Annotated in this window: 15 protein-coding genes and 3 tRNA genes; 16 read left to right on the top strand and 2 right to left on the bottom strand. The window is 72.0% G+C overall.

What is annotated here, in order from left to right:
• Positions 1 to 10: 10 nt before the first annotated feature.
• Positions 11 to 2,737 (bottom strand): DEAD/DEAH box helicase, encoded by a 2,727-nt coding sequence (locus tag O145_RS15580; RefSeq protein ID WP_043564634.1) that lies wholly within the window; start codon positions 2,735 to 2,737, stop codon positions 11 to 13.
• A gap of 481 nt (positions 2,738 to 3,218) precedes the next feature.
• On the opposite strand from O145_RS15580, the gene O145_RS15585 reads away from it, so the two are divergent.
• The 6 genes from O145_RS15585 to O145_RS15610 all read left to right on the top strand — a co-directional run bounded on the left by O145_RS15585 (position 3,219) and on the right by O145_RS15610 (position 12,322).
• Entirely contained in the window at positions 3,219 to 5,006 is a 1,788-nt protein-coding gene (locus tag O145_RS15585; protein WP_043564636.1) for an oleate hydratase, read from the top strand.
• 126 nt (positions 5,007 to 5,132) lie between these two features.
• Complete coding sequence (locus tag O145_RS15590) at positions 5,133 to 6,596, top strand: alanine/glycine:cation symporter family protein (RefSeq protein WP_043564638.1); 1,464 nt, start codon at positions 5,133 to 5,135, stop codon at positions 6,594 to 6,596.
• Between the two features lie 135 nt (positions 6,597 to 6,731).
• Positions 6,732 to 8,282 (top strand): alanine/glycine:cation symporter family protein, encoded by a 1,551-nt coding sequence (locus tag O145_RS15595; RefSeq protein WP_052375291.1) that lies wholly within the window; start codon positions 6,732 to 6,734, stop codon positions 8,280 to 8,282.
• Positions 8,283 to 8,294: 12 nt separating this feature from the next.
• A complete protein-coding gene (locus O145_RS15600; protein WP_043564711.1) occupies positions 8,295 to 9,788 on the top strand; it encodes an alanine/glycine:cation symporter family protein in 1,494 nt (497 codons plus the stop codon).
• Between the two features lie 84 nt (positions 9,789 to 9,872).
• Positions 9,873 to 11,429: an alanine/glycine:cation symporter family protein gene (locus O145_RS15605; protein ID WP_043564640.1), complete on the top strand. Its 1,557-nt coding sequence runs from the start codon at positions 9,873 to 9,875 to the stop codon at positions 11,427 to 11,429.
• Positions 11,430 to 11,500: 71 nt separating this feature from the next.
• Positions 11,501 to 12,322 carry a fumarylacetoacetate hydrolase family protein gene (locus O145_RS15610; protein WP_043564642.1) on the top strand — a complete coding sequence of 274 codons (822 nt, stop codon included), beginning with the start codon at positions 11,501 to 11,503 and terminating at the stop codon, positions 12,320 to 12,322.
• 20 nt (positions 12,323 to 12,342) lie between these two features.
• On the opposite strand, the gene O145_RS15615 is transcribed toward O145_RS15610, so the two are convergent.
• The gene (locus O145_RS15615) at positions 12,343 to 13,581 is read right to left on the bottom strand and encodes a MalY/PatB family protein (RefSeq protein ID WP_043564644.1); all 1,239 of its coding nucleotides are present in this window, start codon (positions 13,579 to 13,581) and stop codon (positions 12,343 to 12,345) included.
• Between the two features lie 393 nt (positions 13,582 to 13,974).
• Here O145_RS15615 and O145_RS15620 point away from each other — a divergent pair, with 393 nt between their 5' ends.
• The 10 genes from O145_RS15620 (at position 13,975) to O145_RS15665 (ending at position 26,015) form a co-directional block, all read left to right on the top strand.
• Positions 13,975 to 14,823, top strand: a complete 849-nt coding sequence (locus tag O145_RS15620; RefSeq protein WP_043564646.1) for a polysaccharide deacetylase family protein — start codon at positions 13,975 to 13,977, stop codon at positions 14,821 to 14,823.
• A 66-nt stretch (positions 14,824 to 14,889) separates the two neighbouring features.
• Positions 14,890 to 15,999 (top strand): C45 family autoproteolytic acyltransferase/hydolase, encoded by a 1,110-nt coding sequence (locus O145_RS15625; protein WP_052375294.1) that lies wholly within the window; start codon positions 14,890 to 14,892, stop codon positions 15,997 to 15,999.
• A gap of 191 nt (positions 16,000 to 16,190) precedes the next feature.
• Positions 16,191 to 18,029 carry a LuxR C-terminal-related transcriptional regulator gene (locus O145_RS15630; protein ID WP_043564647.1) on the top strand — a complete coding sequence of 613 codons (1,839 nt, stop codon included), beginning with the start codon at positions 16,191 to 16,193 and terminating at the stop codon, positions 18,027 to 18,029.
• A 130-nt stretch (positions 18,030 to 18,159) separates the two neighbouring features.
• Positions 18,160 to 19,758, top strand: coding sequence for a glutamate--tRNA ligase (gltX, locus tag O145_RS15635; RefSeq protein ID WP_043564650.1), 1,599 nt, complete (start codon positions 18,160 to 18,162; stop codon positions 19,756 to 19,758).
• A 186-nt stretch (positions 19,759 to 19,944) separates the two neighbouring features.
• A tRNA-Gln gene (locus O145_RS15640) sits at positions 19,945 to 20,016 on the top strand.
• Between the two features lie 83 nt (positions 20,017 to 20,099).
• A tRNA-Glu gene (locus O145_RS15645) sits at positions 20,100 to 20,172 on the top strand.
• A gap of 36 nt (positions 20,173 to 20,208) precedes the next feature.
• Positions 20,209 to 20,281: transfer RNA gene (locus O145_RS15650), tRNA-Glu, on the top strand.
• A 181-nt stretch (positions 20,282 to 20,462) separates the two neighbouring features.
• A complete protein-coding gene (locus O145_RS15655; RefSeq protein ID WP_084682687.1) occupies positions 20,463 to 22,097 on the top strand; it encodes a ribonuclease J in 1,635 nt (544 codons plus the stop codon).
• Between the two features lie 30 nt (positions 22,098 to 22,127).
• Positions 22,128 to 23,087, top strand: a complete 960-nt coding sequence (locus O145_RS15660; RefSeq protein ID WP_043564713.1) for a PfkB family carbohydrate kinase — start codon at positions 22,128 to 22,130, stop codon at positions 23,085 to 23,087.
• A 60-nt stretch (positions 23,088 to 23,147) separates the two neighbouring features.
• Positions 23,148 to 26,015 carry an FtsK/SpoIIIE family DNA translocase gene (locus tag O145_RS15665; RefSeq protein ID WP_052375295.1) on the top strand — a complete coding sequence of 956 codons (2,868 nt, stop codon included), beginning with the start codon at positions 23,148 to 23,150 and terminating at the stop codon, positions 26,013 to 26,015.
• Positions 26,016 to 26,066: the final 51 nt, after the last annotated feature.

Here is a 26,066-nt window from a genome sequence, read left to right on the forward strand (position 1 = left end):
GGACCCGCGCTCAGTCCTGCGGACCGACCGACAGCAGGTGCACCACGGCCCGCTCCTCCCGGTCGCACTCGGCCAGGTCCACCAGGGCCACAAGACGCCAGTCGTGGTCGCCGTCGGGGTCCTCGACGACCTGGGTCGCCAACCAGACCTTCCGGCCAGCGGCCTCGAGCGCCTCGATGAGCCGTTCGGAGACGCCCGCGGCGGCCAGGGCCACGGCGTCGGGGGCCTCGTCCAGCGGCGCCAGGGAGGACGCCCGGGCGGCGGTGTCGGTGCCGATCCAGTCGTACTCGTCCCAGTACCGGGCGAGTACGCCGTCCCAGCGCCCCTCGCCCCAGCCGGAGGGGGCGTCGAGCCGCCCCAGGCCCTCAACGTCATCGCGCGCCATGAGCTCGACCCGCCGGAACATCTCGCGGCGCACCGCCACCCGGAAGGCGTGGAGGTTGCGGGTCAGGGCCACCCTGCCGTCGGCGCCGGCCCCGAAGGCGCGCTCGACGCCCACTGAGTCCCCTGAGCCCGTCGAGTCGTCCGTCTTCGGGCGGTTGCCCTCCATCAGGTCGGCGGCCTCCTCGGTCCGACCGGACTGCGCCGCTCCCAGGGCCTCCCACTCGTCCAGCAGCGAGGAGTCCACCGCGCGCACCAGGGCACCGAGCCAGTCGATGAGCTCATCGACCTCGGGCGTGCGGTGCTCGTCGGGCACCACCTGCCGCAGGGCCCGGTAGGCGTCGGTGAGGTAGCGCAGGACGACCCCCTCGCTGCGGCCCAGCTCGTAGCGGGAGATGAGGTCGGAGAAGGTCATGGCGTTCTCCACCATGTCGCGGACCACCGACTTCGGGCGAAGCTCGTGCTCGGCGATCCAGGGGTTCGCCTGCTTGTACATCTCCAGGGCCGGGGCCAGCAGGTCCGCCAGCGGCCGGGGCCAGGTGATCTCCTCCAGGGCCGCCATGCGCTCCTCGTAGTCGAGCCCCTCGGCCTTCATGGCGGCGACGGCCTCCCCGCGGGCGGCCCGCTGCTGGGCGTACAGCAGGGGGCGCGGGTCATCGAGCGTGGCCTCCACCACGGAGACGACGTCGAGGGTGTGCTCGGGGGAGTCCGCGTTCAGCAGGTCCATGGCCGCCAGGGCGAAGGGGGCCAGCGGCTGGTTGAGGGCGAAGTCGCCGGGCAGGTCGACCGCCAGTCGCAGGCGGGGGCGCCCGTCGGCGGCCGCCCGGGCGGACGAGACGTGCTCGACGACGCCGGCCGTGCGCAGCGACTGGTAGATCCTGATGGCGCGCCGCACGTGCCTGCGCCGCTCGGTCTCGCTGTCGTGGACGCGGGAGAGCAGTTCGGCCATGGCGGCCACCGGGTCACCGTCGCGCTCCATGAGATTCAGAACCATGGTCGTGGTGACTCGGAACTGGCTGGTCAGGGTCTCCGGGGCGGCGTCGCGCAGGCGCTCAAAGGTCTTGTCGGTCCAGCTGATGCGCCCCTCGGGGGCCTTCTTGCGCACGATCCTGCGGCGCTTGCGCTCGTCGTCGCCCGCCTTGGCCAGGGCCCGCGCGTTCTCGATGACGTGCTCGGGGGCCTGGACCTCCACATAGCCGCGCGTGTCGAAGCCGGCCCTCCCGGCCCGGCCGGCGATCTGGTGGAACTCGCGGGCGGTCAGGTGGCGCTCCCTGGCTCCGTCGAACTTGACCAGGGAGGTCAGCACCACCGAGCGGATCGGCACATTGATGCCCACCCCGAGGGTGTCGGTGCCGCAGATGACCGACAGCAGGCCGAGCCTCGCCAGCCTCTCGACCAGCCGCCGGTAGCGCGGCAGCATGCCGGCGTGGTGGACGCCGATGCCGCGCCGCAGCAGCCGCGACAGGGTCGCCCCGAAGCCGCCGCCGAAGCGGAAGCTGCCGAGCGCCGCGGCCAGCTCGGCCTTGCGCGCCTTGGCGCCCAGGTCCACGCTCAGCAGCGAGGTGGCCCGCTCGATCGCCTCCCTCTGGGAGAAGTGGACGACGTAGGCCGGTGCCTTGCCCTGCTGCACCAGGCGCTGGAGGAGCTCGCCGATGGGCTCGACGACGTAGTCCATCTCCAGAGGGACGGGCCGCACGGCGTCATCGACGACGGCGACCTCGCGGCCCGTGCGCTCCCGCATGTCGGCGGCGAGGAAGGACACGTCCCCCAGTGTCGCGGACATGAGCACCATCTGCGCCTGGGGCAGCTCCAGGAGCGGCACCTGCCAGGCCCAGCCGCGCTGCGGGTCGGCGTAGTAGTGGAACTCGTCCATGACGACGCTGTCCACGTCCAGGGCCCCGCCCTCGCGCAGCGACTGGTTGGCCAGGATCTCCGCGGTGCAGCAGATAATGGGGGCGGCGGCGTTGATGGAGGTGTCGCCGGTGACCATGCCGACGTTGTCCGCCCCGAACAGGCGCACCAGCTCGAAGAACTTCTCGCTCACCAGGGCCTTGAGCGGCGCGGTGTAGTAGGAGCGGCCGCCGCGGGCCAGGCTCGCCGTGTGGGCCGCGAGCGCGATCATGGACTTGCCCGAGCCGGTGGGGGTGGCGGCGATGACGTGGCGCTCCTGGAGGATCTCGGACAGGGCCTCATCCTGGTGGGGGTAGAGGGGGCGGCCGGTGGACTCGGCCCACTCGGAGAAAGCGAGGTAGACCTCGTCGGGCTCGGGCACCCGGTCCGGGTCGTCGACGGGGATCAGGGAGTCCAGGAGCGCGTTGAGCGCGGGCGTCGGGCGGGGCGCTGCGGCGGAGGACATGCCCGCATGGTCTCACGGTCGGGTCGTTGCGACCGGCCGACGGGCGCGCGATCGCCCGGCGGCCGGCCGGCACCCGGACCGGGAGAGGACCGGGGCGTGACATGCTTGCTGGCGCTCGAGCCACCTCTTGCCGCATAGGGGCTCGACGCCGCAGTAGCCTCGGGCTCGCTGTACGCTTGCGCCACCTCTTGCCGCATAGGGGCTCGACGGCGGCGACCGGCCCGTCCGGCTCGTCATCGACTACGGGGTGCTGGGCCAGGCACCCGTTCCCTTTCCTCCCCCTCCTCTCCCCTCTCCCTCTTCGCCCCCCTTCGTCGAGATCGGTGCGGAACTCGACCGATCTCGGCGCGCCCGGCGCCTCCCGGACCCGACGGCTGCGCGGTCCTAGAGTGGCGGTGCCCGCACCGGCCCGACTCTCGCCGCGCCGGCGTTCACGGACACAGTCACATCCGGCACATCCGGCTGCTCCCAGGAGGAGACCATGACCAGAACCGAGCGCGCCTACCAGCGGACCTGCCCCGTCTCGCCCGACGGCAACCCCTTCGTCCACAACAACCTCGGCCTGTACACCCACAACCACCCGACCCCGCCGGCGGATGTCGCCGAGCGCAGGGCCTACCTTGTGGGCTCGGGCATCGGCGCCCTGCTCGCCGCCGCCTTCCTCGTCCGCGACGGGCGCATGCCCGGGGAGAACATCACTGTCCTGGAACAGCTCACCGTCCCCGGCGGCTCCTTCGACGGCGCCGGCGACACCGAGCGGGGCTTCATCGCCCGCGGCGGACGCGAGATGGGCCAGCACTTCGAGTGCTTCTGGGACATTATGCGCGAGATCCCCGCCCTGGAGATGCCCGCCCCCTACACCGTCCTCGACGAGTTCCGCACCGTCAACGAGAACGACCCCAATATCGACCCCTGCCGCGTCATCCACCACCGCGGGCACCGCCGGGACACCTACAAGATGGGGATCAACAAGAAGGGGCAGCGCGCCGTCGTCAAGCTCCTCATGGCCAAGGAGGAGGAGACCTACAGCAGGACCATCGAGGACTGGTTCGACGCCGACTTCCTGGCCTCGAACTTCTACACGCTGTTCAAGACGATGTTCGCCTTCCAGCAGTACGAGTCGCTGACCGAGATGAAGCGGTACATGCACCGCTTCCTCCAGTACTTCCCCGGCTTCTCCGACCTGTCCTGCCTGCGCTTCTCCCGCTACAACCAGTTCGAGTCCTTCATCGTGCCGCTGACCGGCTGGCTGAAGGACCGGGGCGTGGTCTTCCAGTACGACACGTGTGTGGACGACCTGGAGATGACCATCACCTCCGGCCGCAAGACCGTCACCGCCATCCGCCTTCACCGCGGCGACGGCCAGGAGGAGCGGGTCGAGGTCGGCGAGAGGGACCTGGTCCTGGCCACCATCGGCTCGTGCACCGAGTCCACCGGCTACGGCGACATGGACACCGTCCCGCCCTTCCACACCGACCGGCCCGGCGGGGCATGGACCCTGTGGCGCAATCTCGCCAGGAAGTCCGCGGTCTTCGGCCGCCCGGACGTGTTCTGCTCCGACCCGCGCAAGACCGTGTGGGAGTCCGCCTCCTTCAGCTTCATGGGCGCCGACCACCCCTTTCTGCGCAAGATCCGCGACCTCACCGGCAACGACCCCCTGTCCGGGCGCACGGTGACCGGAGGGATCATCACCGCCGAGGACTCCGGCTGGTGCCTGTCGCTGACCATGAACCGCCAGCCCCAGTTCCGCGCCCAGCCGGCCGACTGGGGCGTGGCCTGGGCCTACGGCCTGCACCCGCACGCCCTGGGCGACTGCGTGCGCAAGCCCATGATCGAGTGCACGGGCGAGGAGGTCCTCAAGGAGCTCTGCTACCACTTCGGCCTCATCGACCAGTTCGGCCGGATCAAGGAGCGCACCAAGGTGCGCCTGGCCACCATGCCCTACATCACGTCCTTCTTCATGCCGCGCCGTGCCGGCGACCGCCCCGAGGTCATCCCGGACGGCTGCGTCAACCTCGGGCTGCTCGGCCAGTTCGTCGAGACTCCCGACGACTGCGTCTTCACCACGGAGGGCTCGGCGCGCACGGCCATGATGGCCGTCTACGGGCTGCTCGACCTGGACCGCGACGTCCCGCCGATCTGGCCCGCCCAGTACGACATCCGCGCCCTGCTGGCAGCCGCCAAGACCATGAACGACGGCAGGCTGCCCGGGGAGAAGATGCTCAACCGCTTCCTGCGCGGCACCTACTACGAGGACATCCTGCCCTGAGGAGGGGCGGGCCGGGGCGCGATCGACAGCAGGGGCGTTCCACGAAGGGACCCTCCGCGAGGCGACGGGCGTCAAGTATGAGACGATGCCGCGCGTTCCCATCGTCGTCAGCGCAAAGGTCCCCTTATGGACTCCCTCGCCGCCTCCCTCCAGGCCATTGCCGACTGGATCACAGTCCACATCACCATGTGGGTCCTCATCGCCACCGGCCTGTTCCTCACCGTCGCCACCCGCGGCGTCCAGCTGCGCCACCTGGGCGGCATGGTCCGGCAGGTCGGCGGCTCGCGGGGCGGGGCCCGGGGCGGCATCTCCTCCTTCCAGGCCTTCGCCATCTCGCTGGCCGCCCGCGTGGGCGTCGGCAACGTCTTCGGCGTCGCCGCCGCCCTGCTCATGGGCGGCCCCGGCGCCATCTTCTGGATGTGGGTGGTCGCCCTGGTGGGCATGGCCACCGCCTTCTTCGAGGCGACCCTCGCCCAGATCTTCAAGGTCCGCGCCGACGACGGCTCCTTCCGCGGCGGCCCCGCCTTCTACATGGCCCGGGGCATGAGGAGCAGGGCCCTGGCCGGCGTCTTCGCCGCCATCACCCTGGTCACCTGCGGCTTCGTCATCACCTCGGTGCAGTCCAACGCCGTGGCCGGGACCCTGGTGGCGGCCCTCGGCGGCGGGCAGGAGTCCGCCCTGCCCGGGTTCGGGGGCCTGACCGCCGCCCAGCTGGTGGTCGCCGGCCTCGTCTTCGTGCTCACCGCTGTCGTCGTCTTCGGCGGCATCCGCGCCGTGGCCCGCGTCACCGAGTGGATGGCCCCGATTATGGCCCTGGTCTACATCGTCCTGGTCCTCATCATCTGCCTGGCGAACCTGGGCGACTTCATCCGCGTCATCGGCCAGATCCTCTCCTCGGCCTTCGCCGTCGAGCCAATGGTGGGAGGCCTGGGCGGCGGCGTCCTCGCCGCCGTCATCAACGGCACCAAGCGCGGCCTGTTCTCCAACGAGGCCGGTCAGGGCACCGCCCCCAACGCCGCGGCCACCGCCACCGTCGCCCACCCCGTCCAGCAGGGATTCATCCAGTCCCTGGGCGTGTTCGTCGACACGGTCATCGTGTGCACCGCCACCGCCTTCGTCATCCTCATCGCCGGGCCCGAGACCTGGGGCGCCGAGGGCGCCGACCCCTCCACGCTGACCACCCTGGCCATCTCCCACGAGCTGGGCGGCTGGACGGTCCTGCCCATGGCGATCCTCGTCTTCGTCCTGGCCTACTCCTCGATCATCGCCGCCTACGTCTACACCGACGTGAACATGGACTACCTCACCGGTGGCAGGCGCTGGGCGAGCTGGACCGTGCGCGTGGTCTCGGTCGTCTCCGCCACCGCCGGCGCGGTCCTGTCCCTCGACGTCGTGTGGAACGCCGTCGACATCGCCATGGCCGTGATGACCCTGACCAACCTCGTCGCCCTGCTGCGGCTGTTCCGGTGGGGCGCGGGCGCGCTGCGGGACTACGAGGCCCAGCGCGCCCGCGGCGTCGCCGAACCGGTCTTCCGCGGCCGCGGCAACCCGCACCTGCCCGCCGACGTGCCCGGCGACGTCTGGGACTGACACTCCCCGCCCGCCCCGTCACACCCCGCACCCTCCGCACAGCGGTGCGACCCCACCAAGGAGAAACCTCATGAACCCAGTAGTGACAAGACTCCCGCAGACCAACCAGCCGGCCGCCGCGACAGGAGCAGAACGATGAGCGCCGCCTCCGTCGCCGAGCTCGCCGCCCTCGCCCCCGCGCCCCGGGCCCTGTCCGCGGCCGACGTCGAGGCCGTCCTGGGCGCCGTCGACGACGGCTTCTACACCTATGTGCTCTCAGCCCTGCTGATCGCCGTCGGCCTGTACTTCACCGCGCGCACCCGCGGCATCCAGGTGCGCCACTTCGGCACCATGATGCGCAGCATCACCGTCTCCCGCTCCGGCGCGCACGGCGGCATCTCCTCCTTCCAGGCCTTCGCCGTCGGGCTGGCCGCGCGCGTCGGCATCGGCAATGTCGCGGGAGTGGCCCTGGCCGTCGTCGCCGGCGGGCCGGGCGCCCTGTTCTGGATGTGGGTGGTCGCCGTCATCGGCATGGCCACCGCCTTCACGGAGTCCACCCTCGCCCAGATCTTCAAGCAGCGCGGCAGGGACTTCACCTTCCAGGGCGGGCCCGCCTACTACATCACGAACGGCCTGGGGTCCAGGGCCTGGGGGGCGGTCTTCGCCGGCCTGTGCATCGTCAGCGTCGGGGTGACCGTCGTCATGGTGCAGACCAACTCCCTGGCGGGCGTCGTCAGCGCCACCGTGCCCGAGGTCGCCCCCTGGATGGTCGGCGTCGCCCTCGTGCTCCTGACCGCTCCGATCGTGCTGGGCGGACTGAAGTCCGTCGCCCGCGTCACCGAGGTCGTGGCGCCGCTCATGGCCCTGGCCTACGTGCTGGTCGCCCTGCTGGTCCTGCTGATCAACATCGACGAGCTCCCGCGCGTCCTGTCCGAGATCGTCCGGGGGGCCTTCGGCGTGGACCAGGCCCTGTTCGGCACCGCCGGGGGGATTATGGCCGCCGTCCTCAACGGGGTGCGGCGCGGCCTGTTCTCCAACGAGGCCGGCCTGGGCACCGTCCCCAACGCCGCCGGGACCGCCACCGTGGCCCATCCCGTGCGCCAGGGCCTCATTCAGTCCTTCGGGGTCTTCGTGGACACGATCCTGGTGTGCACCGCCACCGGCCTCATCATCCTGCTGGCCGCCGACACCTACCGGCCCGGCGACGACAGCCTCGTCGGCGCCGTCCTGACCCAGCAGGCCGTCGTGGAGCACCTCGGGGCCTGGACCACCTGGCCCATGGTGGTGCTCATCTTCGTCCTCGTCTTCTCCACCGTCCTGGGCTGCTACTCCTACTCCCAGGTCAACGTGAACTTCCTGGGGGGCGAGCGCCGCGCCGAGCAGCTCTTCGGCGTCGTGCTCACCGCCGCCGCCTTCGCCGGCACCGTCCTGACCCTGCCGATCGTGTGGGCGCTGACCGACATCGCCCTGGGGCTGCTCGGCGTGCTCAACCTCGTCGTCATCGTGCGCCTGACCCCCTGGGCCCTCGGCGCCCTGCGCGACTTCGAGGCCCAGGTCGCCGCCGGCCGGGAGCCGGTCTTCATCGGCCACTCCAACCCGCACCTGCCCGGCGACGTCCTGGACGGCGTGTGGGAGGCGCCGCGGCCCGGGGACGACGGCGGCCGCCGCTCGGGCGCCCCGCGGCCGCAGCCCGAGGGAGGGGAGTGAGCCGTGGGGGCCATGGACGCGGTCGACTCGGTCCTGGCCACCCTGTCGAACTGGCTGTTCGGCACCGCCCTGGTGTGGGTGCTGCTCGGAGCCGGCATATGGTTCACGTACGGCACGCGCGCAGTCCAGCTGCGGCACATGGGCTCCATCGCGCGGGCCGTCGCGGGCTCGCGCAGCGGCGCCGGGGGCGGCATCTCCTCCTTCCAGGCCTTCGCCGTGGGGCTGGCCTGCCGGGTGGGGACCGGCAACATCGTCGGCGTCGCCCTCGCCCTGGTCCTGGGCGGTCCCGGCGCCGTGTTCTGGATGTGGCTCGTGGCCCTGCTGGGCACGGCCACGGCCTTCACCGAGGCGACCCTGGGCCAGCTGTTCAAGGTGGACCGCGGCGACGGCACCTACCGCGGCGGACCGGCCTACTACATCGCCCGCGGACTGCACCTGCCGGCGCTCGGCGCCGTCTTCGCGGTCCTGTTCATGATCGCCAACGGCCTGGCCATGCCGATGGTCCAGGCCAACGCGATCACGGCGGCCCTGGGCGACTCGGCGGGTCTGAGCCTGTGGTGGGGGGCCGCGATCGTCGTCGTGCTGGTCGCACCGGTGCTGCTCGGCGGGCTGCGGTCCATCGCCCGCGTCACCGAGTGGATGGCGCCGGCCATGGCTGTCGTCTACCTGCTCCTGGTCGCCGTGATCATAGTCCTGCACCCCGTGCAGGCCGCCTCCGCCGTGGGCGACATCGTCGCGGGCGCCCTGAGCCTGCGCGCCGGTCTGGCCGGTACCGCCGGGGGCGTGGCGATGGCCGTCCTCAACGGGGTGCGGCGCGGCCTGTTCTCCAACGAGGCGGGACTGGGCGGCGCGGCCTGCGCCGCCGGGTCCGCCACCGTCGCCCACCCGGCGCAGCAGGGCTTCATCCAGGCCTTCGGCGTGCTGGTCGACACCATCGTCGTGTGCACCGCCACCGCCCTGGCCATCCTCGTCGCCGGGCGCATCGACGGCGCGGCGTACACCCCCGGCGTGACCGGGGCCGACGGCGCCGACGTGTCGGGCACCCTGACGCAGAACGCGATCGCCTCCGTCCTGGGGCGGTGGACCGCCTGGCCCATGACCATCCTCATCGTGGTGCTGGCCTACTCCACGATCCTGGGCGCCTTCTCCTACGCCGAGGTCTGCCTGGACTACCTCACCCGGGCCCCGGCGGCCGCCCGGGCGCTGCGCGCGGCCGCCGTGGCGTGCGCCTTCGTCGGCGGGGGAGCGGCGCTGACCACCGTGTGGACCCTGGCCGACGTCCTGCTGGGGGCGGGGGCGCTGATCAACCTGGTCGCCCTGGTCCTGCTGAGCCGGTGGGCGCGCGGCGCCCTGCGCGACTGGGAGGCGCAGCGCGCCGAGGTGGCCGCAGGCGTGCGGGACACCGGCTCCGTCCGCTTCCTCGCCACGGGCAACCCCCACCTCCCCGGGCCGCTGCCCGGGGGCGTCTGGGACGCCGGGGCGGGCGGCGCGACGATATCTTCCTGAAACGCGGGCGGCCTACGTTGAGGGCATGTTGGCCGCCCATGACCCCGCGGGCGGTGTGTGTCCCCGTCAAGACCGGAGATCCATATGCTTCCCGCAGTGCTTCCACCGACCGCAGGCCTCTTCGACGGCCCAGCCGAGCTGCTCGACCAGGTCTCGGGCCACCTGTACGGCGACTTCCTCGCCTGGCTGCTCATCGCGGCCGGAATCTGGTTCACAATCCGCACGCGCGGCGTCCAGGTGCGCCTGTTCGGACAGATGCTGCGCGCGATCGCGGGCTCCCGCGGCGGTGACGGGGGCATCTCCTCCTTCCAGGCCTTCACCATCGGCCTGGCGTCGCGGGTGGGCACCGGCAACATCGTGGGCGTCGCCCTGGCCATCACCATGGGAGGCCCCGGGGCCGTGTTCTGGATGTGGGTCGTGGCGATCGTGGGCATGGCCACCGGATTCATCGAGGCGACCCTGGCCCAGATGTACAAGATCCGCCACCCCGAGGGCACCTTCCGCGGCGGCCCCGCCTACTACATCAGCCGCGGCCTGGGATCGAAGTGGTGGGCGGGCGTCTTCGCCGTCGTCATCACCTTCGTCTTCGGCTTCGCCTACGAGGCCACCCAGGCCAATGCCATCTCCGGGGTCATGAAGGGCACCTTCGGCGTGCCGCCCTGGTGCACCGCGGTCATCCTGATCCTCATGACGGCCCCCATCGTCTTCGGGGGCATCACGGTCGTGGCGAGGATCGCCGAGTGGATGGCCCCGATCATGGCCGGCGTCTACGCCCTTCTGGCGGTCACTGTGCTCCTGCTCAACGCGCACGCCATCCCCGCCGCGCTGGCGAGCATTGTCGAGGGCGCCTTCGGGCTCAACCAGGCCTTCGCGGGCCTCGCGGGCGGGTTCACCGCCGCGGCGCTCAACGGCATCAAGCGGGGCCTGTTCTCCAACGAGGCGGGCGAGGGCTCGGTCCCCAACGCCGCGGCCACCGCCACCGTCGCCCACCCGGTCCAGCAGGGCCTCGTGCAGTCCCTGGGCGTGTTCGTCGACACCATCGTCGTGTGCACCGCGACCGCCCTCATCGTGCTGCTCTCCGGGGTCTACACGCCCGAGGGCACGCTCGAGATGGGCGAGGGCCCCGCCAAGGACGCCGCATCGACCCTGACGTCCTCCTCGATCGGCGCGGTCCTGGGCGGCTGGACCGAGTACCTCATGGCCGTCATCATCTTCGTCTTCGCCTACTCCTCCCTGCTGGGCAACTACACCTACGCCCAGGTCAACATGGACTTTCTGCGGGGCACGGGGCACAGGCACTACGCCCTGCGCGCCATGATCGTGGTGGCCACTGGGATCGGGGCGGTGGCGTCGCTGACCTTCGTGTGGAACCTGTCCGACGTCGTCATGGGCCTCATGGCGATCATCAACATCGTGGCGATCATTGTGCTGGGCAGGTGGGCCTTCGGGGCCCTGGCCGACTGGGAGGACCAGAAACGGCGTCTGGACGCCGGGGAGATCAGCGAGATCCGGTTCGTCGCCGAGAACAACCCGCACCTGCCGGGCGCCCTGCCCGGCGACGTGTGGAGCAGGGCCGGCGCCGGGCGGATCGAGCCGGCGGCCGACGGCGGGCAGCGGGACCCGCAGTACGTCCAGCAGTAGCGTGCAGAGGCGCCCGCCCCGCGCCGTCTCGGCCGTCCGGCGCCGCGGCGCCGATCCTCTACGCTTCCCCCATGAAGATCGCGCGCTTCTCCACCGGCGACGAGTTCCGCTACGGGATCGTCGAGGGCCTGCCGGACGATGACCCCGCTCCCTCGGGGGGCAGCCGGGGGCACCTCATCGTCCTGAGGGGCGACCCCCTCTACACCCCGCCCGAGGCCATGGGCGAGGTCGTGCCCCTCGACGAGGCCCGGCTCGTCTCACCGGTCATCCCGCGCTCCAAGGTGGTGGGCATCGGCAAGAACTATGCCGCCCACGCCGAGGAGATGGGGGGCCGGCCACCGGCCGAGCCGATCGTCTTCCTCAAGCCCAACACGGCCGTCGTCGGCCCCGACTCGCCGATCCTCCTGCCGCCCTGGTCCGAGGAGGTCCACTACGAGGCCGAGCTGGCCGTCGTCATCAAGTCGGTGGCCAAGGACCTCGCCCCCGCCGAGGCGCCCCGCGTGATCCTGGGGTACACGGCCGCCAACGACGTCTCCGCCCGGGACCGCCAGCGCGAGGACGCCACCTGGACCCGGGCCAAGGCCTTCGACACCTCCTGCCCCCTGGGGCCGTGGATCGAGGTCCTTGAGCCCGGTGACGGCGGCTTCGACCCGGACGACACGATGGTGCGCGCCCGCGTCGACGGCGCCGTCGTCCAGGAGGGCTCGACGCGCGACATGATCCGCTCAGCGCCCGAGCTCGTCGCCTACGTGTCGGGGATCTTCACCCTCCTGCCGGGCGACGTCGTCCTGACCGGCACGCCCGCGGGCGTTGGCGAGATCCGGGCCGGGCAGCGCGTCGAGGTCGAGGTCGAGGGCATCGGCTCCTTCTCCAACCCCGTCATGCGCCGCTGAGGCCGGCGGGTCCGGCGGCCTCAGGCCCGGAGCGCGCCGACCGCCCCGGCCAGGCGCCGGGCGATCTGGACGGCGATGCCCCGGCCCGTGGCCAGGTTGAGGCGGCAGAAGCGCTCGTACCCCCGCCCGAAGGCGGCGCCCGGACTCATGGCGACGCCCGGCTCCCGGCGGAAGAACCGCGCCGGCGCCTCCCCCTCCAGATCCAGGCCCGAGCAGTCCAGCCAGCCCAGGTAGGTGCCCGTGGGCGCGGTCAGCTCCACCCCCTCGACGCCCGACAGCGCCTCGGCCACCAGCTCGGCATTGCCCCGGACGTAGTCGCGGACCGCCCGGTTCCAGGCCATGCCCCCGGGCGTCAGGGCGGCGACGGCCGCCCGCGCCCCCAGGGCCGCCGCCTCGTCGGCCAGGTGCGCGCTGAGGGCGGATGCCTCCCACGCCGCCCTGGCGCCGCCGGAGGCGATGAGCTGGGCGCACATGAGACCCGGGATGTTCCAGCCCTTGGACACGGCGGTCGCCGTGAAGGTCAGGTCGGCCTCGGCCGCCGGCCGCGAGGCGTAGGGCGTGTGGGCCGCCGCGGGATCCAGGACGAGCGGGGAGTGGATCTCGTCGGCGAAGACCGGCACCCGGTAGCGGGACGACAGCGCCGCCACGGCGTCGAGCTCGGCCGGGGGCAGGACCCGCCCCACCGGGTTCCACGGGTTGCACAGCACCAGCAGGCCCGCGCCGCCGGCCATGGCCGCCTCGATGCGGCCCAGGTCGAGCTCCCAGACAGGGCGCCCCGCGGCGTCGCGCCCGCGGCGCGCCGGGACCTGGACGCACTCGCGGCCGTGGCGGCCCGGGATCGACAGGAACGGCATGTAGGCCGGAGTCGGGACGATCACCGCGGACCCCGGCCGGGTATGGTGCTCGACGACGGCCCCCAGCGCCGAGAGGACGTTGGGCAGCAGGCTCACGTCCTCCACCGGCACCCGCCAGCCGAAGGCCTGCTCGTGGAAGGCGGCGACGGCCTCGCGGGCCGCCTCGCCCACGCCCGTCGGCATGTAGCCCAGGGTGCCGTCCTCGACGGCGCGGCGCAGGACCTCCGCCACGGCGGGCGCGGTGCCCAGGTCCATCTCGGCCACCCACGCCCCGATGACGTCGCCGTCGTACTGCGTCCACTTCAGCGAGCCGCGGCTGCGCATGACCTCGGGCGTCAGGGCGTCGAAGGCGCGGACGAGGTCGTCGTGCGGGGCGGCGGAGGCGGTCGGGGCGGCGTCGGTCATGGGCGCCAGCCTATCCGGGCCGTGGAGCGCCGCCCGCCCGGAGGGAGCGGGGCCGCGGGCCCGGCCCCGCGGGTCGCGGTCCCGTTCGCCGAGATCGGTCCGAGGAGTCCGACGGGGTGCCCGCCGAGCGCCTGCTGGGCGGGACGATCACTTCTCCCGCCCCGGAGCCAGTCGGTCAGCCGGCGAGACGATCGGCTCCGGCCTGGCAGGCACGGCCGCCGGGCACTGCGGGCCGGAGCGCGCCGGAACGCCCACGGCGTCAACCGCGGTTGACGCCAGTTTGCTCCACGCTCCGTTGGAATCACTCATCTAGGGTATTCACCCGATGTCATGCGGGTGTGAGCCGCGTAACGTCATGGGTGTCCGCCACGTGACGACAAAGGAGTGATTCCCATGGCCGGCACCATCTGCTTGACCTTCCACTTCGACGCGGTGAGCCTCTACCCGGGCATGTTCGGGGTGACCTCGCCCTCGACGGCCTCCCGGGGCGAGTTCGGCGCACGCGTCGGCGTCCCGCGAATCCTCAAGGTTCTGCGCCGCGAGCGAGTCCGGGCGACCTTCTTCACCCCGGGTCTGACGGTCGACACCTTCCCCGAGGTCTGCAAGGAGATCCGCGGGGACGGGCACGAGTTCGCCCACCACGGGTACCGTCACGTCAGCCCCGTGCCGATGACCGAGGCGGAGGAGCGCGAGGAGCTTCTGCGCGGCATCGACGCGATGGAGCGCCACCTCGACGGCTACCGGCCCTACGGCTACTGCTCGCCCGCCTCGGACCTGTCCCCGAACTCGATCCGCCTGCTCAGGGAGGAGGGCTTCGTCTACGACGCGACCATGTGCGCCGACGACTTCACGCCCTACTGGTGCCGTGAGAACGACGAGCTGGGGGCCGACGGCTCCATCACGTTCGGCACCAGGGTCCCCCTTGTCGGCCTCCCCTTCTCCTGGACGCTCGACGACTTCCCGCAGATGGAGTTCGTCCTGGGCAGAGGACTGACCATCGAGGGCCTCAACGACCCCAGGAAGTGCGAGTCCATGTGGCTGGCCGACATGGACTTCATGGCCGAGGAGGTCGAGGACGGCGTCTACGTCATGTGCTTCCACCCGCAGGTCATCGGCCGCGGGGCGCGCATCCGCGTGGTCGAGCGCATGATTCGCCGCGCCCGCGAGCACGGCTTCGCGTTCACGACCTGCCTCGAGGCCGCGCAGAACTGGAAGGCCAGGAACCCGTTCCAGGCCGCCTGACCGACACGACCAGCCGTGCGGGGAGGCGGATCCGGTCCGCCTCCCCGCCATCCCCGAGGAGGAACCATGGCGCTACCGCCCATCATCACCGTGGACGAGGCCGACCCCTACCGGCGGGGCCGGGCCATCGGATACAAGGCCCGGGAGTGGATCGACCGTTCCCTCCGGCTCTACGGGCGCATCTTCGAGCACTACGCCAGCCTGGAGTGGCCGCGCGTCGTCAAGCACGCAGAGGCGTTCCGGCCCGTCATCGGCGGCTTCGACCCCGACATTCTCGCCGAGATCGACGGCATCGCCGACGGCGCAGGCACCGGCCGAGACGACATCCTCGCCCTCAACGTCCGCTCCGAGATCATGTTCGGGCTCAAGGCCGCACCCGCGGCCGAGTGCACGTCCTTCTTCGCCGGGCCGCAGGCCGCCCGTGGGGGCAGGGTCCTGCTCGGGCAGAACTGGGACTGGAAGCCCGACTGCCTGAGCACCACCGTCCTCCTGGACGTCAGGCAGGGGCCGGACGCGCCCGCCTACATCACGATCGTCGAGGCGGGGCTCCTGGCGAAGACGGGACTCAGCTCCGCCGGCATCGGCCTGACCACGAACACCCTGATCTCCCCCTACGACAGGGGGGAGGCCGGGGTCCCCTACCACGTCCTGCTCCGCAGCATCCTGAGCTGCGCCGCCCTCGAGGAGGTCGAGGACCTTCTCGCCCGGGCGCGGCGCTCCGCGTCGGCGAACTACATGGTGGCCGACGCCGCCGGGCGCGGCCTGTCGATCGAGACCTGGCCGGGGTCGCCGGGCGGGGTCTCGCGCATCGATCCCGTCCGCGGCGTCATCGGGCACTCCAACTGCTTCGTCTGCGAGGTCCCCTTCGAGGACCTCGGGGCCGTCGAGATCCCCGACGGCCCCGAGCGCGTGCGAGTCCTGTCCGGGATGCTCCAGGAGGCCTCCGGCTCGTTGGACGTCGCCTCTCTGCACCGCATCTCCCAGACCCATGGGCTCCTGCACCCCAACGGCATCTGCCGGCATCCGGACGAGAGTCAGGAGCCCATGGCCCGCCTGATGACGGTCGCCTCTGTGATCTACGACCTCAAGGACCTCACGGCGCACGTCTGCCTCGGCAACCCCTGCACCAACGATCTCGAGGTCTACCACCCGACCTTCGCCGGGGAGGCGCCGTGAGCGCGCCTCGCGTCATCCCGCTCGCCGTCCGCGCGCCCTGCGGGCGCCGTCGCCCAGCCGGTCGATATGCTCGCTCCCGAGACGCTGCGGCCAGCGGGAGCCGACGTCGGCCCCGTGACGGCGCGGCGCTCGGGCGGATCGGCGGCGGCCCACGCGAACGGCTGCTTGAGGATCGACGAGGATGAAGGACGATGGGCGTCGGCGCATCGGCTCCCTCCGGGGCGAGGGGAGGAGCGGGCCACCCGGAGCGGCGCGGCGAGGCCCTGGTCCGCGAGGACTCGTGCACGGTGCTCTGCGACCCTCATCGTCTTGTCCGTCCCGTTGTCGTGGACATCGCCCGCGCTGCGCTGAGGCTCGATCTCGGCCCGGTGAGCTTCATGTGCCGATGCGGGCCGTCGGGGGCGCTCGCGGTCCGAGTCGGCGAGGCCGACTGCGCTGAGGGGGTCAGGGAGCTGACGGTCCGCGACGCTCCGATCCCCTGGGGACTGACCCCGAGGCAGCTCGAGGTCCTCACGCTGCTGTCCTTCGGCCTGACGAACCAGGAGATCGGTGCCGGGCTCGGCATCCGCCTCAAGACGGTGGGCGCCCATGTCGAGGACCTCTTCACCCGGCTGGGCGTGACGAACCGGACTCTGGCCACCGTCGTGGCGGTCGAGCACGGCCTGCGGCTCATCGACGTCGTTCCGGGGGACGACGAGCTCCCCGGCCTCGACATCTGCCGGCTCAGGAGCCAGTGGGACCGGCAGCGGCGCGGGGCCGGGCCCGCCGGCGGGAGGGGGCGGGCCGTGTCCGGTCGGGGCGTCCCGCCCCCGACCCGTGAACGCCCCTGGGAGAGGACGCCTCTGCGCATCGGCTCGATCATTCCCCAGCAGCTGCCGGGGGAGGCCCTCGACATGCTCCAGGGCGCCGAGCTGGCCATCCGCAGCCGCAACGCCCGCGGAGGAGTGCACGGCACCCCGATCGAGCACCTGGTCGTCAGCTGCGACGTCTTCGACAGCGCCAGCATGACCGAGGCGCTTGCGAGGCTGCGGGGGATGGGGGTTGACGCCGTGCTGCTGGGCTACAACCTCGACTACCCCAATACCGAGAGGTTCCTCAGGGCCGCAGGGGAGACCGAGGTGCCCGTGATCCACGCGTCGACCTCCCGGCTGGCCATCGACAACGTCGCGGACAACCCGGGGCTGCTCGGGAACATCTTCCACATATGCGCGGGCGACGAGCTCTACGGGCCGGGGATCCTGAGCCTTCTCGACCACGTGGAGGCCGCTCACGGCGTCGGCCTGCGGGGACGGCGGCTCGCTCTCATCGAGCCGCCCCCGGGGATGGACGTCTTGGGGCCGTACACTGCCGACCGCCTGTGCGACAGGGGCATCGGCCTCCTCACCGTCGGGCGGGGGCAGTCCCTCTGCGACGCCGCGGAGCGCTCCCACATCGTCGCGGAGCTTGACCGGCTCGATCCGGACATTGTGGTCTGCGCCTCCTTCCTCGACGAGCAGCTCCTGGTGGATGTGCTGACGTCGTTCACCGGTGAGGCGCGACGGCCTCTCGTGTTCTCCCTCTTCACGCCCTCGCTCGCCGGATTCGTCGAGGACAACGCCGCCCTGGTCGAGGGACTGGTCTGGTCGACTCAGACGGGGACCTACCACGATGCGCTCGGGCAGCGGTTCCGCAGGGAGATGATGTCCTCCTACGGGCGGTGGCCCGGCCACTCCCAGGCCGGGGTCCACTTCGACGCGGTGAGCATGCTCGTGCGCTCATGGCTCGACGCCGGGCACCCGCGCGACTACGCCGACGTGACCCGGCGGATGAGGGAGCACCCCTACCGCGGGGTCAACGGCAGCTACTGGCTGGCCGGAGCCGGTCAGTCCCCGCTGAGCTATCCCTACGAGAGCCTGGACGGGTCCCTGGCGCAGGCGCAGCTCATCTACCAGGTCCGCGGGGGCCGGAACGCGGTGATCCTCCCCGATGCGTACGCCGAGGCAGGCGTCAGCATCAAGGGGACTCGACTGGCGGGCCCCTCCGGGGCGTGAGCCCCCGCCGGGCTCCGTGAACCGATCTCGGCGCGGAAGTGAACCGATCTCGGTGAAAGGGGCGGCGCCGCCCACCACGGCGGGGCGGGTCGCCGGAGCGGAGGGATCCTGCCGTTAGGCTTGCGCCACTATGAGTGAGAACACCCCCTCCGCCGCAGCCACGGCGGCCGCCCCGCCCGCCCCCGGGTCCAGCCCGGTGCGCGTCCGCTTCTGCCCCTCGCCCACGGGCGCCCCGCACGTGGGCATGGTCCGCACCTGCCTGTTCAACTGGGCCTGGGCCCGCCACACCGGGGGCACCTTCGTCTTCCGCATCGAGGACACCGACGCGGCCCGCGACTCCGAGGAGTCCTTCGACGCCATTATCGACTCCCTGACCTGGCTCGGCCTGGACTGGGACGAGGGAGTCGGCAGGGGCGGACCCCACGAGCCCTACCGTCAGTCCCAGCGCATGGACCTGTACAGGCAGATCGCCTCCGAGCTGCTTCAGGCCGGCTACCTGTACGAGTCCTTCTCCACCCCCGAGGAGATCGAGGCCCGTCACCGGGCCAAGGGCGAGCCCCCCCGGCTCGGCTACGACGGGTACGACCGCCACCTCACCGACGAGCAGAGGGACGCCTTCCGCGCCGAGGGCCGCCGCCCCGTGCTGCGCATGCGCATGCCGGAGGAGGACATCGCCTTCACCGACCTGGTGCGCGGCCCCATCACCTTCAGGGCCGGCAGCGTGCCCGACTACGTCGTCGTGCGCGCCGGCGGGGACCCGCTCTACACCCTGGTCAACCCCGTCGACGACGCCGCCATGGGCATCACCCACGTGCTGCGCGGGGAGGACCTGCTGTCCTCCACACCGCGCCAGATCGCCCTGTACCGCGCCCTGATCGCCATCGGCCGCGCGCGGGCCGTGCCCGAGTTCGGCCACCTGCCCTACGTCATGGGGGAGGGCAACAAGAAGCTCTCCAAGCGCGACCCGCAGTCCAACCTCCTCATCCACCGCTACCGCGGCATGATCCCCGAGGGCCTGCTGAACTACCTGGCGCTGCTGGGCTGGTCCCTGAGCGCCGACCGGGACGTTTTCTCCGCCGCCGAGATGGTCGAGGCCTTCGACGTGACGCACGTCAACCCCAACCCGGCTCGATTCGATCCCCGCAAGTGCGAGGCCATCAACGCCGAGCAGGTGCGCGCGCTGGCAGAGGCCGACTTCCGTGACCGCCTGGTGCCCTACCTCGCCGACGCCCTCCCCGACCCCACCGGCCGGGCGCCCGCCGAGCCCCTGGTCTCGGCCGCCTCCTTCGAGGCGCTCACCGCCCGGGAGCAGGAGATCCTGTCCGCCGCCGCGCCCCTCATCCAGACCCGCATCCAGCTGCTGCGCGAGAGCCGGGACATGCTCGGCTTCCTCTTCGTGGCCGACGACGACCTCGTCATCGACGACAGGGCCGTGCGCAGGCTCAAGGACTCGGCCGCCGACGTCCTGGAGGCGGGCATCGGGGCCCTGGAGGGGCTCGCCGAGGACCAGTGGAGGGCGGCCGGGCTGGAGGAGGTCCTGCGGGCCGCCATCGTCGAGGGCCGGGGAATGCCCGGCGGCGAGGGCATCAAGCCCCGCCTCGCCTTCGGTCCGCTGCGCGTGGCGATCACCGGGCGCCAGGTCTCCCCGCCCCTGTTCGAGTCCATGGAGATCCTGGGGGGCCCCGCCTCGCTGACGCGGCTGCGCGCCCTGCGGGACCAGCTGGGCTGATCCGCCGGTGAGCGGCTCGACCGGGGCCGCCGCACTCGGGGCGGGGCGATCCGGCCGCTCGGCCGCCGAGACCGGCGAGCGCTGGTGTGGGCGCACTCACGCCGTCCGGGTTTGTCGGCGGGAGGGCCTGCGTGTAGATTGTCTCCCGCTGCTCCGGGGCCCCGGCGTCTCGAAGCGCGCCAGCACTGGGGTATGGTGTAATTGGCAACACAGGTGATTCTGGTTCATCCATTCTAGGTTCGAGTCCTGGTACCCCAGCGGAGAGCCGGACGGTTCGGTTCATCTCCCGGTCCGGGCTCGGCCGGCCGAGTGGTCTCTCCCATTACAAGTGCATACACCGCGCCCCGTTCGTCTAGCGGCCCAGGACACCGCCCTCTCACGGCGGCAGCACCGGTTCAAATCCGGTACGGGGTACGAGTCAGGAAGATGCTTCGCATCCTCACTGATCGGGCCCCGTTCGTCTAGCGGCCCAGGACACCGCCCTCTCACGGCGGCAGCACCGGTTCAAATCCGGTACGGGGTACTTATCGCTGCTCTCGCTTTCCGTGCCCGGCCGCTGCTGCGGTCGGGCACTCGTCGTCTGCGCCCGCCTGCCGCCGCACCCGCTCAGGGGGCGCACCGGGCTCCGGTTCCACTCATCTAGAATGCGTGGCGTGACGAACTTCCCGACGCTCAAGGCTCCCGGTCCGGTTCCCGACGGCGCGATGCGCATCGTGCCCTTGGGGGGACTGGGAGAGGTCGGCCGCAACATGACCGTCTTCGAGGTCGATGGCGAGCTGCTCATTGTCGACTGCGGCGTTCTGTTCCCCGAGGAGGACCAGCCCGGTGTCGATCTCATCCTGCCCGACTTCAGCTACATCGAGGACCGTCTCGACGACGTCGTCGCCCTGGTCCTGACCCACGGCCACGAGGACCACATCGGGGGCGTGCCCTACCTGCTGCGGCTGCGCGACGACATCCCGCTGGTCGGCTCCGCGCTCACCCTCGCCTTTGTCGAGGCCAAGCTCAAGGAGCACCGCATCCGCCCCGCCCTGCGCGTGGTCGCCGAGCACGAGGCGGTCTCCTACGGCCCCTTCGACCTGGAGTTCGTCGCCGTCAACCACTCCATTCCCGACGCCATGGCGGTCATGATCCGCACCGACGCGGGCAACGCGCTGATCACCGGGGACTTCAAGATCGACTCCCTTCCCATCGACGGGCGCATCACCGACCTGCGGTCCTTCGCGCGCTTCGGCGACGAGGGCGTGGACCTGTTCTGCGTGGACTCCACCAACGCCGAGGTCCCCGGCATGATCGGCCACGAGAACCAGATCGGTCCCGTGCTCGACAGCGTCTTCGCCGAGTCGGACCAGCAGATCATCGTGGCCTCGTTCTCCAGCCACGTCCACCGCGTCCAGCAGGTCCTGGACGCCGCCGCGCTCCACGGGCGCCGCGTGGCCCTCGTGGGCCGCTCGATGGTGCGCAACATGAGCATCGCAGCCGAGCGCGGCTACCTCAAGGTCCCCGACGGCGTGCTCATCGACGCCAAGGACGTGTCCTCCCTGCCCCCCGACGGGCGCGTCCTCATGGCCACAGGGTCCCAGGGCGAGCCCATGGCGGCCCTGTCGCGCATGGCCCACGGCGAGCACCGCAGCATCACCCTGGAGCCCGGCGACACCGTCATCTTCGCCTCATCCCTCATCCCGGGCAACGAGAACTCCGTCAACCGCGTCATCAACCAGCTCATGCGCCTGGGCGCGCGCGTCGTCCACCAGGGCAACGCCAAGGTCCACGTCTCCGGCCACGCCTCGAGCGAGGAGCTGCTGCACGTCTACAACATTGTGGGGCCCCGCAACGTCATGCCGATCCACGGGGAGGTCCGCCACCTCGTGGCCAACGGTGCCCTGGCCGTCAAGACCGGGATCGCCCCCGAGAGCATTATGCTCGCCGAGGACGGCGTCGTCGTCGACCTGCTCGACGGGCGCGCCCGCATCGCCGGGGCGGTGCCCTGCGGCTACGTCTACGTCGACGGGGCCTCTGTCGGGGAGATCGACGAGACCGAGCTCAAGGACCGCCGCATCCTGGCGGAGGAGGGCTTCGTGTCCGTCTACGCCGTCGTCGAGACCAAGACCGGCACCATCCTCGCCGGTCCGGACATCCAGGCCCGGGGCATGGCCGAGGACGACTCCGTCTTCGAGGACGTCCTGCCCGACGTCACCACCGCGCTCCAGGCGGCCCTCGACAAGGGCAACGCCGACGCCCGCTCCCTCCAGCAGGCCATGCGCCGCGCGCTGGGGCGGTGGATCGGGCGCCGCCTGCGCCGCCGGCCCATGATCGTGCCCGTCGTCATCGAGGCCTGATGAGGGGATGAGGGTATGAGCCCGCCGAGCATGCGCCGCCCGCCGTGCTTCATCTCCACCGGGAGCGTCCTGATGGACCTTCCGCTCCGCGTCGGCCGCGTCCCCGCGCCCGGCGGCGCCGTCACCGCCACGTCCTCCGGCCCCGCCGTCGGCGGGGGGTACACGGTCGTGTCCGCCGTCGCCCGCCAGGGCGTGCCCGCCGCCCTGGCCGCCACGCTGGGCACCGGCCCGAACTCCGCCCAGGTGCGCGAGACCATGATGACCGACGGAGTCGAGCTCGTCGTCGAGGAGCTCGTCGGCGACATCGGCACCTGCACCACCCTCATCGAGCCCTCCGGGCGGCGCACCTTCATCACCACCGAGGGGGTCGAGGCCGAGCCCCAGCGGGAGGACCTGGACCGTCTCGAGCTCATACCGGGCGACTGGGTCTACACCACGGGCTACGACCTGGCCCACTCCACCTCCCGGGACGTGCTCGCCGAGTGGCTCCTCGCCCTGCCCACCGGCGTCAGCCTCATTGCGGATCTGGGGCCCGTCGAGCCCGAGATCCCGGGCCCCATCATTGATCCGCTTCTGCGACGCACCAACCTGCTGACCGGCAACCACCTCGAGATCACGCAGCTGTCCGCTCGTCTCGGCAGCCCGGCGGCCATGCGCCGGGCCGCCCCCGACGCCCTGATCGTGCGGCGCACCGGGGTGCACGGCTGCGTCCTGTGGCCCGCGCGCGGCGACATGATCGAGGTGCCCGGATTCGCCCGGGACGTCCTGGACACCACCGGCGCCGGCGACACCCACACCGGCGTCCTGGTCGCCGGCCTCATGGACGGGCTCGACGTCGTCGCCGCCGCCCGCCGCGCCAACGCCGCCGCGGCCGAGGCCGTCAGCCGCCTGGGCCCGGCGCGCTCGCCGCGGCGCGACGAGATCGATGCGCTGCTGTCCGTCCAGGTCGCCCCGGGACCCGAGTCGCCCCCGGGGGTGACGCACACGTGAGGATCTCACTGGCGTGGTTGGCTGCCGAAACGCCGCCAGTTCGATAATGTCGCAGGCACCATGGCCACTTCCCCCTCATCCTCCGCCCGCTCCGGCGCCCGGGGCCCCCGCGGACGCGCTTCGAAGCAGCCCACGCAGCAGATGGAGCCGTCTCCGTCGGGGAGCCGGTACCGCCGCACCGCATGGGCCTTCGTCATTCTCGCCCTGGCCGTCGTCACCGGCCTGCGCGAGTGGCTGGGCGTGTCCGGCGCCGCCGGGGGCGTCCTGCACCACCTGGCTGCCGGACCCGTCGGCGTCCTGGGCATCGCCGTCCCCCTCCTGCTGGGAGCGCTGGGAGTGGCCATGCTGCGGGTCCGCCGCCTGGGCACGGTGCACGCGCGCATCAGCGTCGGCACCCTCGGCGTGCTCGCGGGGGTGACGGGCATCATCCAGGTCGTCTCCGGCAACCCCTCCCTGGCACACGGCATGGCTCCGCTGGAGGAGGCCGGTGGGCTGCTCGGCTGGGCCGTCGGGTACCCGCTGGTCGTGCTGTTCTCCTCCGTGGCCGCCGTCATCCTGTTCGTCCTGCTCATCGCCTTCTCCGCCCTGGTGATCTCCGGACGCACCATCGCGGACCTGCGCGAGCAGCTCGCCGAGCGCCGCGGCTCCGCCTGCAGGGAGGACGGCGGCGAGCCCGGCGACAACCTGGCTACGCGCGTCCTGGGGGCGATGCGCCGCACCGCGGGCGGCCGCAGGGCCCAGGACGAGGCCCAGACCCGCACCCTGGGGTCCTACGACGGCGACGAGCCCTTCCGCACCGCGCTGGAGACCGAGAAGCGGCGCCGGGGCAGCGGACGCCGCAAGCGCACGCAGCCCCCCTCCGTGGAGGCGGCCGACACGGGGGCCCAGCCCGCCCTCGACGACGACACCCGCGACCGGACGGCGACCTCCGTGCTGTCGACCCCGGCCGCGGGCGTGCCCCTGGACGACGAGCCCGACTCGCCCCCCGCCGTGCGCCCGGGGCGCTCCGCCGCGGCGCGCTCTCGGGGGCCGCGTCCGGTCCCGCCGGCCGAGCCCAACGCCGTCACCGAGGAGACTCCGTCGCTTGAGACCGACCCGGCCGACGAGCCCTCCATGACGGACATGACGGACATGTCAGGGATGCCGGGGATGGTGCCGATGGCGCTGCCCGACGGCACGACCTACACCCTGCCCAGCGAGAGCCTGCTGGAGCCCGGGGCCGGCCACGCCACCCGCACCGAGGCCAATGACGCGATCGTCGAGAAGCTCCAGGACGTCTTCACCGAGTTCAATGTCGACGCCACCGTCACCGGCTACACCCGCGGCCCCCAGGTCACCCGCTACGAGGTCCACCTGGGCCGTGGCGTCAACGTCTCCCGGGTGACGGGCCAGGAGAAGAACATCGCCTACGCGGTGGGCAGCGACGAGATCCGGCTGCTGACCCCCATCCCCGGCAAGAGCGCCATCGGCGTGGAGATCCCCAACTCCGACCGGGAGATGGTCAAGCTCGGCGACGTCCTGCGCTCGGGCGCCGCCAAGAAGCAGACGCACCCCCTGGTGGTGGGCCTGGGCAAGGACGTCGAGGGCGACTACGTGGTGACCAACCTCGCCAAGACGCCCCACATGCTCGTGGCCGGTCAAACCGGATCGGGTAAGTCCTCGTTCGTGAACTCCATGATCACCTCGATCATGATGCGGGCCACCCCCGAGGAGGTCCGCATGGTGCTGGTGGACCCCAAGCGCGTGGAGCTGACGATCTACGAGGGCATCCCGCACCTGATCACGCCCATTATCACCAGCCCCAAGAAGGCGGCCGAGGCCCTGGAGTGGGTGGTCCGCGAGATGGACGCACGCTACGACGACCTCGCCTCCTTCGGCTTCAAGCACATCGACGACTTCAACCGGGCGGTGCGCGCGGGGCAGGTCGCGCCCCTGCCCGGCTCGCAGCGCGTCATCTCGCCCTACCCCTACCTGCTGGTGGTGGTCGACGAGCTCGCCGACCTCATGATGACCGCGCCCAAGGACGTCGAGGCCTCCATCCAGCGCATCACCCAGCTGGCCCGCGCCGCCGGAATCCACCTGGTGCTGGCCACCCAGCGGCCCGTAGCCCAGGTCGTCACGGGCCTGATCAAGTCCAATGTGCCCTCGCGCCTGGCCTTCGCCACCGCCTCCCAGCTGGACTCCCGCGTCATCCTGGACCAGAACGGCGCCGAGACCCTGACCGGCCAGGGCGACGCCCTCTACCTGGGCCCAGGCACCTCGGCCCCCGTGCGCGTCCAGGGCTCGTGGGTCGATGAGTCCGAGATCCGCGCCGTCGTCGAGCACGTCAAGCGCCAGCTCACCCCGGAGTACCGCGACGACGTCACCGTCCCGGAGGTCAAGAAGCAGATCGACGAGGAGATCGGCGACGACATGGACCTGCTGCTGCAGGCCGCCGAGCTCATTATCTCCAGCCAGTTCGGCTCGACATCCATGCTCCAGCGCAAGCTGCGGGTCGGCTTCGCCAAGGCGGGCAGGCTCATGGACCTCCTCGAGTCCCGCGAGGTCGTGGGCCCCTCCGAGGGCTCCAAGGCCCGCGACGTCCTGGTGGCCCCCGAGCAGCTCGAGGAGACGCTGGCCTGGATCAAGGGCGAGGGCGGCGCCCCCGGCGGCGAGCCCGAGCAGCCCCAGCAGGCGGGGCAGGCGCAGCAGGCCGGTGCCCCCCAGCCGGCCCGGTCGGCGGGCTCGGCCGACGCGGCCGGCGCGGGCGACCGCCGGCCGGCAGCCGCTCCGCCCGCCTCCCGGACCCCCGACTCCGGAACCGATGCGGATCGGCGGGTCCCGCAGCCGTGGGGCGGCGACACCGCCTCCGACGGGGCAGGAGACGCGGGGGACGCGACAGACTCGGAGGACGCCTGGAGCCTGACCGGGCGCGGCCCCTCCTGGTGAGGCGGCCAGCGCCGGGCGGGGGCCGCCCAAGGCTCCCGGACCCGGGCGGAC

The sequence above is a fragment of the Actinomyces israelii DSM 43320 genome, from assembly GCF_000711965.1.
GTDB lineage: Bacteria > Actinomycetota > Actinomycetes > Actinomycetales > Actinomycetaceae > Actinomyces > Actinomyces israelii.

Coding starts and splice junctions, on each gene's coding strand:
- O145_RS15610 (WP_043564642.1), top strand. CDS start 11,501: ATGAAGATCGCGCGCTTCTCCACCGGCGACGAGTTCCGCTACGGGATC.
- O145_RS15665 (WP_052375295.1), top strand. CDS start 23,148: ATGGCCACTTCCCCCTCATCCTCCGCCCGCTCCGGCGCCCGGGGCCCC.
- O145_RS15660 (WP_043564713.1), top strand. CDS start 22,128: ATGCGCCGCCCGCCGTGCTTCATCTCCACCGGGAGCGTCCTGATGGAC.
- O145_RS15585 (WP_043564636.1), top strand. CDS start 3,219: ATGACCAGAACCGAGCGCGCCTACCAGCGGACCTGCCCCGTCTCGCCC.
- O145_RS15620 (WP_043564646.1), top strand. CDS start 13,975: ATGGCCGGCACCATCTGCTTGACCTTCCACTTCGACGCGGTGAGCCTC.
- O145_RS15600 (WP_043564711.1), top strand. CDS start 8,295: ATGGACGCGGTCGACTCGGTCCTGGCCACCCTGTCGAACTGGCTGTTC.
- O145_RS15615 (WP_043564644.1), bottom strand. CDS start 13,581: ATGACCGACGCCGCCCCGACCGCCTCCGCCGCCCCGCACGACGACCTC.
- O145_RS15655 (WP_084682687.1), top strand. CDS start 20,463: ATGCGCATCGTGCCCTTGGGGGGACTGGGAGAGGTCGGCCGCAACATG.
- O145_RS15580 (WP_043564634.1), bottom strand. CDS start 2,737: ATGTCCTCCGCCGCAGCGCCCCGCCCGACGCCCGCGCTCAACGCGCTC.
- gltX (WP_043564650.1), top strand. CDS start 18,160: ATGAGTGAGAACACCCCCTCCGCCGCAGCCACGGCGGCCGCCCCGCCC.
- O145_RS15595 (WP_052375291.1), top strand. CDS start 6,732: ATGAGCGCCGCCTCCGTCGCCGAGCTCGCCGCCCTCGCCCCCGCGCCC.
- O145_RS15590 (WP_043564638.1), top strand. CDS start 5,133: ATGGACTCCCTCGCCGCCTCCCTCCAGGCCATTGCCGACTGGATCACA.
- O145_RS15630 (WP_043564647.1), top strand. CDS start 16,191: ATGGGCGTCGGCGCATCGGCTCCCTCCGGGGCGAGGGGAGGAGCGGGC.
- O145_RS15605 (WP_043564640.1), top strand. CDS start 9,873: ATGCTTCCCGCAGTGCTTCCACCGACCGCAGGCCTCTTCGACGGCCCA.
- O145_RS15625 (WP_052375294.1), top strand. CDS start 14,890: ATGGCGCTACCGCCCATCATCACCGTGGACGAGGCCGACCCCTACCGG.